10 protein-coding genes are annotated in these 12,856 nt (G+C 44.2%); 6 read left to right on the top strand and 4 right to left on the bottom strand.

Annotated elements, in window-relative coordinates; translation table 11 throughout:
• Window positions 1-241: 241 nt before the first annotated feature.
• The gene (gene ampH, locus PSI23_RS16335) at window positions 242-1,459 is read left to right on the top strand and encodes a D-alanyl-D-alanine-carboxypeptidase/endopeptidase AmpH (RefSeq protein ID WP_273556086.1); all 1,218 of its coding nucleotides are present in this window, start codon (window positions 242-244) and stop codon (window positions 1,457-1,459) included.
• A 102-nt stretch (window positions 1,460-1,561) separates the two neighbouring features.
• Here the strand turns inward: ampH and lptG are convergent, their stop codons facing one another.
• Both lptG and lptF read right to left on the bottom strand, forming a co-directional pair.
• On the bottom strand, window positions 1,562-2,641 hold the full coding sequence (gene lptG / locus PSI23_RS16330) for an LPS export ABC transporter permease LptG (protein WP_273556098.1): 1,080 nt from the start codon (window positions 2,639-2,641) through the stop codon (window positions 1,562-1,564).
• Window positions 2,641-3,741: an LPS export ABC transporter permease LptF gene (gene lptF, locus PSI23_RS16325; RefSeq protein ID WP_273556085.1), complete on the bottom strand. Its 1,101-nt coding sequence runs from the start codon at window positions 3,739-3,741 to the stop codon at window positions 2,641-2,643. Before lptF ends, lptG begins: the two co-directional genes overlap by 1 nt.
• Before the next feature lie 280 nt (window positions 3,742-4,021).
• Here lptF and pepA point away from each other — a divergent pair, with 280 nt between their 5' ends.
• The 3 genes from pepA (at window position 4,022) to PSI23_RS16310 (ending at window position 9,058) form a co-directional block, all read left to right on the top strand.
• Complete coding sequence (pepA, locus tag PSI23_RS16320; RefSeq protein WP_273556084.1) at window positions 4,022-5,530, top strand: leucyl aminopeptidase; 1,509 nt, start codon at window positions 4,022-4,024, stop codon at window positions 5,528-5,530.
• 140 nt (window positions 5,531-5,670) lie between these two features.
• Entirely contained in the window at window positions 5,671-6,147 is a 477-nt protein-coding gene (locus PSI23_RS16315; protein ID WP_273556083.1) for a DNA polymerase III subunit chi, read from the top strand.
• Between the two features lie 13 nt (window positions 6,148-6,160).
• Window positions 6,161-9,058, top strand: coding sequence for a valine--tRNA ligase (locus PSI23_RS16310; RefSeq protein WP_273556082.1), 2,898 nt, complete (start codon window positions 6,161-6,163; stop codon window positions 9,056-9,058).
• A gap of 87 nt (window positions 9,059-9,145) precedes the next feature.
• Here the strand turns inward: PSI23_RS16310 and PSI23_RS16305 are convergent, their stop codons facing one another.
• Window positions 9,146-9,478, bottom strand: a complete 333-nt coding sequence (locus PSI23_RS16305; RefSeq protein WP_273556081.1) for a hypothetical protein — start codon at window positions 9,476-9,478, stop codon at window positions 9,146-9,148.
• Window positions 9,475-10,179: an AzlC family ABC transporter permease gene (locus PSI23_RS16300; protein WP_273556080.1), complete on the bottom strand. Its 705-nt coding sequence runs from the start codon at window positions 10,177-10,179 to the stop codon at window positions 9,475-9,477. The genes PSI23_RS16305 and PSI23_RS16300 overlap by 4 nt, the downstream gene beginning before the upstream one ends.
• Before the next feature lie 647 nt (window positions 10,180-10,826).
• Here PSI23_RS16300 and PSI23_RS16295 point away from each other — a divergent pair.
• Both PSI23_RS16295 and PSI23_RS16290 read left to right on the top strand, forming a co-directional pair.
• Complete coding sequence (locus PSI23_RS16295) at window positions 10,827-11,768, top strand: omptin family outer membrane protease (protein ID WP_273556079.1); 942 nt, start codon at window positions 10,827-10,829, stop codon at window positions 11,766-11,768.
• A gap of 157 nt (window positions 11,769-11,925) precedes the next feature.
• Complete coding sequence (locus tag PSI23_RS16290) at window positions 11,926-12,699, top strand: amino acid ABC transporter substrate-binding protein (RefSeq protein ID WP_273556078.1); 774 nt, start codon at window positions 11,926-11,928, stop codon at window positions 12,697-12,699.
• The last annotated feature ends 157 nt before the right edge of the window (window positions 12,700-12,856 follow it).

The raw sequence follows: 12,856 nt of genomic DNA, 5'->3' as shown, positions 1-12,856 counted from the left end.
ACTACTACATCGCAAAATTCCTCTCTCACAATCCTGTCCTGCCAATAGACAACCTACAAACTCCTTATATAATTCCAAACAATACACTGCTATGAGGTAAATTATCATGACTATTATCAGTTGGATTTTCACAGGTATTCTGGTAGGTATCGTTATCGGCGCCATTATCGCGGTATTTAAGAAAAACAAATAACGGCTTTACTTTCCCCACGTGAACGCTCCCTGATTGGTTAATCCAAAAATGAAAAAACGGCTATATAAACTGTGTACAGTTTCCGCCCTGGCGTGGGTGATGTCAGCTTGTGCGGATTCTAATAATTCAAACCAGAGCAAATTTAAGCAATTCAATGCGCAATCGGCAAAGTGGGAAGTTTTCGAGGGTAACGGTAAGATCAAGAAAATGTCTACCGCGCTGGTCGATCAGTATTCGCAATCCATCTTTGATGAAGGCAATCCTTTGGGAATGGCAATGGTGGTGATCGACAATAATCAGGTTGTGCATCGCAGTTTTGGGGAAACTTATCCAAGGAGCGGCGTTCGGCCACGGCAGGACTCTTTGATTCGTATTGCTTCTATTACTAAATTGATGACCAGTGAGGTCATGATTAAATTGGCACAAAAGAAACGTCTTAAGACTACCGATCCGCTTCAAAAGTACACTTATTACGGTGTTCATGTACCGGATTATGGTGTAGGTCAGCCAATCCGACTGTATCATCTGGCAAGCCATACCAGCGGGTTACCACGAGAACAACCGGGTGGGAAATGGGGACGTCCTGTGTTTATCTGGCCGACTCAATCGAACCGCTGGGCTTGGCTGCAAACCGCAGGGTTAGATGCCACGCCCGGCACGACAGCTTCTTATTCCAATCTGGCCTATGATTTATTGGCAGATGCCCTTTCCAAAGCGACGAAAAAACCCTATACCCGCCTGTTGCAAGAGGAGATTACCCGCCCTTATCACATGAAGGATACAACACTGACACCCTCGCAATCCCAATGTGCCCGTTTGATGGCAGGGTTTAAACCCAGCCCTTGCGTAAATACCATTGCCGCCGCGGGCAGTGGCGGAATTTATTCCACCCCCGCAGATATGCAGCGCTGGATGCAGCAGTTTTTATCTTCCCATAATCAATTGAGAAAACAGACTGCCAGCCGTGAACAAGGTATTTACTTTAAACGCGCTGATCTGACGTCAATCAAAGGGATGGATGTAGCAGGTCTGGCGGATGGTATCGGGCTTGGCTGGGTCTATATGGAGGCCAAAGGCGATGTTCCCGGCATTTACCAGAAAACCGGTGGCGGTGGCGGATTTAATTCTTATATGGCGATGATACCTGAACAAAATATCGGCGTATTTGTGGTGATGACACGTAAGGAGCAAAGTAAATTTAGCCGCGTGACAAGTGGGGTTAATGAGTTAGTTGCAGCATTGGCGCGCAATCATAATCAAATTTAGTTTCGTTATTAATAAAATAACGCCAGATACCAATCAGAGTATTACACAGCTAATACTCTGATTGGTCATGATGGAAAAATAAGTGTAATGAAATTCAGTCTGTTATGTCTTCTTGTGTAACAGTAAGTAAACACTCACCCCAAAGAACAACAAACTTGGCAACAGTGCGCCCAATATCGGCGGCATGCTATAAACCAGACTGAGCGGGCCGAATATCTCATTTAAGACATAGAAAACAAAGCCCATGCTGATCCCCACAACTACCCTGAATCCCATTGGCACGCTGCGCAGTGGCCCGAAAACAAAAGAAAGTGCCATCAGCATCATCACAGCAACCGATAAAGGTGCAAAAACCTTCTTCCACATATTGAGCTGGTAACGTCCGGCATCTTGCTGTCCCTGCTTCAGATATGTGATGTATTGGTGCAAATCACGAATAGAGAGCGCCTCAGGATCAAGGGAAACCACTCCCAGCTTTTCAGGTGTCAGCCGGCTTTTCCATTCTGCCGATAAACGCTGTGATCCCGTGATTCGCCCACCCTGCATTAAATCAGACTCTTCAACCTGAGATAATTTCCATTGATGGTTATCTTTGTCATATACCGCCGAAGCAGCATATCTAACGGACAGCAATTTTTTATTTTTATCAATATGATAGATGCTGATGCCATTCAGAGAATTATCCTTGCCCACGCTCTTTATATAGACAAAGTCCTGCCCATCTTTCGCCCACAAACCTTTGGTCGTGGACATCAGTGAGCCGCCGAACATTTTTTGGGAGCGATAATTACGGGCAAGCTGCTCTCCTTGTGGAGCAACCCATTCACCGATGACCATCGTCAGCAAGACCAATGGGATCGCCGTTTTCATGACAGAACCCGCCACTTGCAGGCGGGTAAAGCCAGAAGCCTGCATCACCACCAGCTCACTGCGCGTTGCCAGAGCTCCCAAGCCCAATAGCGCGCCGAGTAAGGCGGCCATGGGAAAGAAGATCTGAATATCTTTGGGAATACTCAACAGTGTGTAAATACCGGCAGAAAATGCGGTATATTCCCCCTGCCCGACCTTGCGCAACTGATCGACAAATTTGATGATGCCGGAAAGGGATACCAGCATGAACAAAGTCATCAGGATGGTTTGCAGGATTGTACGGCCGATATATCTATCCAATACCCCAAACATCATGACGCTCCTTGACTCTTAAAGCGTGAACGCAGTCTGCGCATGGGTACGGTATCCCACAGATTAAGCACCACAGCTAAGGCAAAATACGCTCCGTTGACCAGCCACATCCAGAACATAGGATCAAGTTTGCCTTTCCCCCCATTGGAACGCAGGGAACTTTGCAGCAGAAAGAAAATCAGGTAAAGCAACATGGCTGGCAACATACTGAGTATCCGCCCCTGACGCGGATTCACGGCACTCAACGGAACGACCATCAGCGCCATGATCAGCACCGAGACAATCAACGTCAGGCGCCAGTGAAATTCTGAACGGGAATCATTGTCAGTGTCATGCCAAAGCTGCTCAATCGATTTTTGTTCAACTTTGTTGCCATCGATATCTGCGCTTTGATGCCCAATCACTGCCTGATAATCCTTGAACTCAGTAATGCGGAAATCACGCAACTGCGCTGTACCTTCATAGCGCGTCCCCTTATGGAGTACCGCCACTTGGTTACCATTCGGGCGCTCTTCCATATGTCCACCATCCGCAAGCACTATGGAAGGACGCTGGTCATTCGCCGGGCGGAGCTGAGCCAGAAAAACATTTTCGAACGTATTGCCCTTCACATTGCCGATATAAAGCACCATGTTGCCATCACGAGAAGACTTGAACCGCCCTTCCATAATTGCTGCCAGGCTTGGATTGGCTTTTACATCCGCCACTACTTGTTCTTTATATTTTGAAGACCACGGAGTGAGCCAGATAACGTTGGCAGCCGCCAACGCTGATGTAAGTAGAGCCAGAATAAGAGCTGATTTCACCAATGCACTTTTGCCCAACCCACAGGCATGCATAACGGTGATTTCACTTTCGGTATAGAGTTTGCTGAACGTCATTAATACCCCGAGAAATAAACTCAGGGGCAAAATAAGCTGCGCCATATCTGGCAAACCTAAACCTAACAACGATAGAACCAAATTTGTAGGAATATTTCCTTCTACCGCCGCACTCAACACCTCAACTAATTTCTGACTGAAAAAGATCAGCAATAAGATGAAAAGTATTGCAATTTGGCTTTTCAGGGTTTCCCGTACTAGATATCTAATGATGATCACGCTTATTACGCCTGTGAAAACTTGTCTTTTTGCAGGAAAGTCGCTAACTTCGTCGTATATCTACCATTTATATGAATCAATTTGGCTTCCCCATAGCTAAAATGATACCAAAGCATCCCATATATTGGTTCCCAATTAGAACATACTTATTGTTAGCTAAGTACCAAAAAATAATATGCTCAGCTTAACATAACAGTTACTTTTCTTTGGGATGAATTAATGCGCAACGTGATATTTTAGCGATTGTATCCGTCTTTGTCTTTAAGATTCAGGAGAACGCATGGAGTTTAGTGTAAAAAGCGGTAGCCCGGAGAAACAGCGTAGTGCCTGTATTATTGTCGGCGTGTTTGAACCCCGCCGCCTTTCCCCTATCGCAGAGCAACTTGACAAAATAAGTAACGGCTATATCAGTGCCTTATTGCGCCGTGGTGAACTTGAAGGCAAGGTAGGTCAAACCTTGTTGCTGCATCATGTTCCTAATGTATTGTCTGAACGTATTTTGCTGGTTGGTTGTGGAAAAGAGCGTGAACTGGACGAACGCCAGTATAAGCAAATTATCCAGAAAACGATCAGTACCCTCAATGAAACCGGTTCAATGGAAGCAGTTTGTTTCTTGACAGAACTGCATGTGAAGGGACGCAACAATTATTGGAAAGTACGTCAGGCAGTCGAAACAGCCAAAGAGTCACTATATGTTTTCGATCAACTCAAGAGCAACAAAAATGAACTGCGCCGTCCACTGCGCAAAATGGTGTTCAATGTACCGACACGCCGTGAACTGACCAGCGGTGAACGTGCCATTAAGCACGGTCTTGCCATTGCATCAGGCATCAAGGCAACGAAAGATCTGGCCAATATGCCACCCAATATCTGTAATGCCGCCTATTTAGCATCACAGGCACGCCAGCTTGCTGACAATACTATCAATCTGACAACCAAAGTGATTGGTGAAGAGCAGATGAAAGAGTTGGGCATGAATTCTTATCTGGCGGTTGGTCAAGGTTCGCAGAATGAATCTTTGATGGCAGTCATGGAATATAAAGGCAGCAAAGATGCCAATGCGAAACCTATCGTACTGGTTGGCAAAGGGCTGACTTTTGATTCCGGCGGTATCTCTATCAAGCCATCCGAAGGCATGGATGAGATGAAATATGACATGTGCGGCGCAGCTTCCGTTTATGGTGCCATGCGTGTTGTTGCCGAGCTGGAATTGCCAATCAATATCATCGGCGTTCTGGCAGGTTGTGAAAACATGCCCGGCGGACGAGCTTATCGTCCTGGAGATGTTTTGACCACCATGTCCGGTCAGACCGTTGAAGTGACAAACACCGATGCGGAAGGCCGTTTGGTACTGTGTGATGCGCTGACTTATGTTGAGCGTTTTGAACCGGAATTGGTCATTGATGTGGCAACCCTGACAGGCGCTTGTGTCGTCGCTCTCGGCGGTCATTACACGGGCCTGATGTCCAACCATAATCCACTGGCGCATGAGCTGCTGAATGCTTCAGAGCAAGCAGGAGATCGCGCATGGCGTCTGCCGTTGGGTGATGAATATACCGAACAGTTAGAATCCAATTTTGCGGATATGGTAAACGCGTGCGGACGTTCTGGTGGCGCAATTACCGCAGGAGCTTTCCTGTCCCGCTTCGCTACCAAATACAACTGGGCACATCTGGATGTTGCTGGTACAGCGTGGCGTTCAGGTAAAGCGAAAGGAGCAACAGGTCGTCCGGTTGCGCTCCTGTCACAATTCCTGTTAAATCGTTCAGGTTTGAATTCTGATGATTAATGCCCCGGCCTCATATTTTGTTCGATAAGCTCGATAAAAATATGACACAAAGGTATTAAGGGAATAAATGGAATTAAGGGTATTGCAATTGCAATACCCTTTTCCGTCACTATTTCCCGTAATCTTGCAACCAAGAAACTATGAAAAACGCCATCTTCTATTTGTTGGAAAACCAGTTATTGGAAAACCAGTTACCGGAACAATCATCGTCAGATGATCTACAGCCACATGAATGGCTGGCATGTCAGCTTGCTGCTGACCAATGGCGTGCAGGGAAGCGGGTTCTGATTGCTTGTGAAAGTCAGCAACAGGCTGAAAAATTGGACGAAGCATTATGGCAACGGGAGCCGGGTCAATTTGTACCGCACAATCTTGCCGGAGAAGGCCCTCGTTATGGCGCACCTGTAGAATTATGCTGGCCACAAAAAAGAGGCAATGCTCCCCGCGATGTACTGGTAACACTGCTTCCTCATTTTGCAGACTTTGCCACAGCTTTCCATGAAGTGATAGACTTCGTTCCTATTGATGAAAATCTGAAACAGTTAGCGCGCGAACGATATAAATCCTATCGTAGCGTCGGCTTTAATTTGACCATGGCAACCCCGCCAACCTATTAAATATCAAGACACAATGGAAAAGACACCCGCTAATCAAACGCAATCTGAGCCATCTCTCGATAAAACGTATAATCCGACAGAGATAGAGCAACCTCTTTATAGCCACTGGGAACAGAGTGGTTACTTCAAGCCGAATGGCGATACCAGCCGTGAAAGTTTCTGCATCGTCATTCCGCCACCAAACGTCACTGGCAGCCTGCACATGGGGCACGCATTCCAGCAGACGATTATGGATACCATGGTGCGTTACCAACGCATGCAGGGGAAAAACACCCTGTGGCAAGCGGGAACTGACCACGCAGGCATCGCAACCCAAATGGTTGTTGAGCGTAAGATCGCAGCGGAAGAAGGTAAAACCCGCCATGATTACGGTCGTGAAGCCTTTATCGACAAAATTTGGCAATGGAAAGCAGAATCGGGTGGCAATATCTCCAACCAGATGCGTCGCCTGGGTAACTCCGTGGATTGGGAGCGTGAGCGCTTCACCATGGATGAGGGGCTGTCCAAAGCGGTTAAAGAAGCCTTCGTCCGCCTGTATCAAGAAGATCTGATTTACCGTGGCAAGCGTCTGGTGAACTGGGACCCGAAACTGCGCACGGCGATTTCTGATCTGGAAGTCGAAAACCGTGAAGTAAAAGGTTCCATGTGGCACCTGCGCTATCCGCTGGCTGACGGCGCTAAGACCGCAGAAGGCAAAGAATACCTGATTGTTGCCACAACCCGTCCAGAAACCATGCTGGGGGATACCGGCGTTGCGGTTAACCCGGAGGATCCGCGTTACAAGGATCTGATTGGCAAAGAAATCCTTCTACCATTGGTGAACCGCCGTATTCCTATCGTTGGTGATGAACACGCAGATATGGAAAAAGGCACTGGCTGCGTGAAAATCACCCCAGCCCACGATTTCAATGACTACGAAGTCGGTAAGCGCCACAATCTGCCGATGATCAATATCCTGACCTTTGACGGCGATATCCGCGAAACCGCAGAAGTATTCGACACCAATGGCGAAGCTTCTGATGTGTATTCGTCTGATATCCCTGCTGAATATCGCGGTATAGAGCGTTTTTCTGCCCGTAAAGCGATTGTGGCAGAGTTCGAAAAACAGGGACTGCTGGTTGAAATCAAACCTCATGACCTGACCGTGCCTTACGGCGACCGTGGCGGTGTAGTTATCGAGCCGATGCTGACTGACCAATGGTACGTCCGCACCGCACCACTGGCAAAAGTGGCGATTGAAGCGGTTGAGAACGGTGATATCCAGTTCGTACCAAAACAGTACGAAAACATGTACTACTCTTGGATGCGTGATATTCAGGATTGGTGTATCTCCCGCCAATTGTGGTGGGGCCATCGCATTCCGGCATGGTATGACGCACAAGGCAACGTCTATGTTGGTCGCGATGAAGAAGAAGTTCGCCGTGAAAACAATCTGAGCACAGAGACCACCCTGACCCAAGACGAAGATGTACTGGATACATGGTTCTCCTCTGGCCTGTGGACATTCTCCACACTTGGCTGGCCTGAGCAGACTGAGGCGCTGAAAACCTTCCATCCAACCAATGTGCTGGTCAGTGGCTTCGACATCATCTTCTTCTGGATTGCCCGCATGATCATGATGACCATGCACTTCATCAAAGATGAAAACGGCAAGCCGCAAGTGCCATTCAAGACCGTCTACATGACAGGTCTGATCCGCGATGACGAAGGTCAGAAGATGTCGAAATCCAAAGGGAACGTTATCGATCCGCTGGATATGATCGACGGTATCTCACTGGAAACACTGCTGGAAAAACGTACCGGCAATATGATGCAGCCACAACTGGCTGAGAAAATCCGCAAGCGTACTGAAAAACAGTTCCCGGAAGGCATTGAAGCCCACGGTACTGATGCCCTGCGTTTCACATTGGCAGCTCTGGCTTCTACCGGCCGTGATATCAACTGGGACATGAAGCGTCTGCAAGGTTATCGCAACTTCTGTAACAAGCTGTGGAACGCCAGCCGCTTCGTGCTGATGAACACTGAAGGGCAGGATTGCGGCCAGAACGGTGGTGAAATGTCGCTATCACTGGCAGATCGCTGGATTCTGGCAGAATTCAACCAGACCGTTAAAACCTACCGCGAAGCGCTGGATACCTACCGTTTCGACATCGCTGCGAACATTCTTTACGAATTCACGTGGAACCAATTCTGTGACTGGTATCTCGAACTGTCAAAACCAGCTATTAACAAAGGATCAGAAGCAGAAGTCCGTGCGGCTCGCCATACGCTGATTGAAGTGTTGGAAGGTTTGCTGCGTCTGGCACATCCAATCATTCCATTCATTACAGAAACCATCTGGCAACGTGTGAAAGTGGTCAAAGGCATTGATGCCGATACCATCATGCTGCAATCTTTCCCTGAATTTGATCAGACGAAAGTTGATGAACTGGCACTGGACGATCTGGAGTGGATCAAGGAAGCGATCATTGCGGTACGTAATATTCGTGCAGAAATGAATATTGCACCAAGCAAGCCGCTGGAAGTTCTGCTGCGTGATGCGAATGACGATGCACAACGCCGCGTTGCTGAAAACCTCAACTTCATTCAGGCGATGGGCCGTCTTGCTTCCGTTACCGTATTGGCAGCAGGAGAAGAAGCGCCTGTTTCTGTCACCAAACTGATCAATGGGGCAGAAGTGCTGATCCCAATGGCAGGTCTGATCGATAAAGATGCAGAACTGGCACGTCTGGATAAAGAAATCGAGAAACTGGATAAAGAGATCAGCAGCATTGAAGTCAAGCTGGCTAACGAAGGTTTTGTCAGCCGCGCACCGGAAGCGGTTGTTGCCAAAGAGCGCGAACGTCTGGCGACTAACAATGCAGCGAAAGAAAAATTACTGGCGCAGAAAGAAACTATCGCTGCTCTGTAATTTTTCTTAATTGAAATTTATTCATGTAAAGCCACTGCAAATAAAATTGTAGTGGCTTTTTAATTTTACAACCCACACCCATCTATATTACATCAACAGAAATTGCATCAACATAAAGAACGCCAATGACAGAAACAAACTTTTCAATATAGAATGAGTATATTTGCTAATAAAATAAGCCAAAACAACCGTCAATAATGCAAGCACATATTTAATATTAAACTGTTCGATTAATTCACTAATAGATAAATTATTTAATGATATATTGACAATAATAGTACCCAGAATAAAACAGATGGCATAATCCAGTGAAGTAATCAGCAAGCTCTTTCCTTTGAATAACCGATTGTTATTCATAAAGAAAGGCGCTGTTCTTAATATAAGACTTATCACTCCCATTAATACTATCAGCAGCATCATGATGTTTTATCCTGTCTAATTTTCCGCTCCCATAATGCAATTCCTATTCCACATAAAATAGGGATGACCAAATCCATGACTTTCATATCCACTTCATTCAATAACGGGGCGCACAACCCGCCCATGACCGTCGCCAATACGGACATATCTTTACCGGAACGCTTGGCTGTCAGAGACGCGAAATGAATAGGAACCAACATCACTAAAAACAGTGAAACGGATTCATAATTCAGGTGTTCTGCCGAAAGATATCCCAACAAAGTGGCACAAAATGTTATCACAAAGCAGGGGATGGCAACCCCTAGATAAAAATTAAATTGGGATTTTCCATCCGTAATATTTTCCGCAGAGAGATGTGAATGCGTCACCGTATAAGTACTGGCACTGAATCCTAACATCGACGGTAGGATCTTTCGCTTTGGGATACCATGAAAATACTGTGACATTACCATTGCCATCAGGAAAAAACGGAAATTAATCAACAATGCCAAGATGATAACAGAGAATACTGTTTCATCCGCCAGATAACCTACCGCAGCCACCTGCAACGGTGCTGCATATATCAACAATGATCCAACCAATGTTTCCGTTAATGGAACACCATGATTTTGATAAAGTGCACCAATCGACGCAAACATAAGAAAAAAGGAGACACAGACAGGCAAAGAATCAACCATGCCTTTTCTAAAGAACGGATTCAACACTTGGCACCTATATTTAAAATTGTAGAGTAATCGGCTAACATCATCATAACGATATATCCAACAAGTTATCTGATTGAAAAATAAGACATAATAAACCTAATAGTATAATAGTATGTTTATTAATATCTGTGACACCCTTCAATATAAGAACAATTCATTAATGATGAATGAGTAAAATTAATCTAACAGTAGTAAATATTTTTACACATTGGAACATTTAAATTCTCAGAAAAATAAATTAATAAAATAAGCCTCTATAACCAACCTAAAAAAACAATTAACAAACTTAAATATATACAATTTATTCAAAAATTTGGTAAGAATCCAGAGCGGAATAACGTTTTATCATTAACAACATAATGAAATCAAAAAACCAACTCTGAATAATTGCGGCATTTCTACCAACAAATAATATTTTTAATAAGTATCATTTAATTAAACCAGCATATTTAATAGAATATAAACCATCGCATCAATTTAGGTAGCAAGCTTATAAAAATTATGATAAAAATCCCATTATATATTTACAACAGATAAGATAATAAAAATCATTTCTTATACACTCAAATCCAATCATATAGGAATTACAGGTAATTCATTTAAATAAAATTCATATTCATTTTTATCATCATGGAGAATAACACATGAAAAAATATAAAATTGCCATATGCATCATCCCGTTAACTTTAGCATATGCCACAACTGCGACTGCCGCATCTCTGAACTTCAACCCAGATAGTGTATCAGTCACCACTTCATTAGGAGGGCTTTGGGGCCAAGCAGACGAATACATCTATGACTCCCAGACTGGACATAAAAATAGCGAACTAAATTGGAAAATTAATAATGCACCTATTATCAAAGGTGATATTTCGTGGGATGCCCTGCCAAATTTAACACTGAACGCACGTGGCTGGATAACATTGAAATCAAGCCATAGCAGTATGGACGATTATGATTGGATACGTCCTGAAAAGGCAATGTGGACTAACTGGAGCCATTCCAACACAAACCTAAATTATGCCAATGAATTCGATATTAATTTAAAAGGCTGGTTACTAAAACAACCTAACTACAATTTCGGGGGCGTATTAGGTTACCAGCAAACCCGATTTAGTTGGACTGCAATTGGAATGCATGGCTTATATGAAAGTGAAAGCATAATTGACTGGTATAAGCCAGTTCATGCCAATGGTCCAGGGATTGGTTATAAACAAAAATTCAGTGCTCCCTATATAGGATTAATCGGTCAATACCGTTACCACGATTTTGAATTTAATGGATTGCTAAAATTCAGCCCGTGGGTTCAAGCAAAAAGTAATGATGATCATTATCTACGTGATCTCACCGCCCGTAATAAAACCAGTAAATCACATTACTATTCTGCCACTATTAATGCCGGATATTATGTTACTCCGAATACTAAGGTATTCACAGAATTTAGCTGGAATAAATTTACTCAAGGTAAAGGAGAGCTGGAATGGATGGATCGGGGAAAAGGTATATATTTATACGATAGCGGCGATGCTTCTGGAATTGCAAATACTAACTATAATATTACAGCGGGTATTCAATATCGCTTTTAATTTAATAAAACAGGTGCCTTTGGCACCTGTGAAATATTTACCCATATTAATAGAAGTAAACAAATGAATAGAATATAACTTTATTTTATATACGAAGGCTTTGTAGCCACCGTTATGATAGCAAACATAATTTTTAATTTTAGCCTTCGGAGATATAATGAAAACTATCATAAGTATACTACTGGTAAGCATCTTCCAACTAAATATCTCTCATCTTGCTTATGCACAATCCACCCTTGATAATATTCAATCCACGGGAATATTCAGAATTGGAACAGAAGGTGCTTATGCGCCATTCAGCTATCATGATGCCGCAGGGAAATTGACTGGATTTGATGTAGAAATCGGTCGTGAAATTGCATTACGCATGAAAGTGAAACCGGAATTTATTGAAGGTAAATGGGATGGTCTGATTGGCGGCCTTGATGCCGGGCGTTCCGATGCAGTAATGAACCAAATCGCCATGACACCAGAGCGCGAGAAAAAATACAGCTTTTCCCTGCCTTATGTGGTTTCAGAAGCGGTATTGATTACCCGAAAAGACAACAACGACATTAAGACGTTTAGCGACTTAAAAGGAAAAAAATCAGCACACACCCTGACCAATAACTTTGCCCAGATTGCTCGCAACTACGGTGCAATAATCATCGGCACTAATGGCTTCAGTCAGGAAATAGAACTGGTAAGCACTAGCCGGGCAGATGCAACAATCAACGATAAACTTTCTTATCTCGATTACAAAAAACATCGGCCGGATGCGCCGGTAAAAATTGTTGTTACGGATACTCAGACTGCAAAAATCGCTGTACTGCTGCGTAAAAGTGATACTGAATTAAAAGCCGCAGTAGATAAAGCCATTACTGAGATAAAAGCGAATGGTACTTATCAACGAATTTGGAATAAATATTTTTTTGAGGGAAATGCTGAATAATCACAGTTAGAGCCTAACGGAATAGGCTCTTATTTTACTTTATAAAACGTGGATTCACCTAATAAGTGCAATTTCTAAGAAAGGCGGTCAGTTGCTATAGTAGGCATCTTTCTCGCCAAAGGAAAATGCGCTATGACCTATAAACAACTGACCGAAA

It is taken from the genome of Xenorhabdus yunnanensis (genome assembly GCF_028598805.1).
Lineage (GTDB): Bacteria > Pseudomonadota > Gammaproteobacteria > Enterobacterales > Enterobacteriaceae > Xenorhabdus > Xenorhabdus yunnanensis.
The sequence above is the reverse complement of the archived record's forward strand: the minus strand, read 5'-3'. Positions and strand labels throughout refer to the sequence as shown.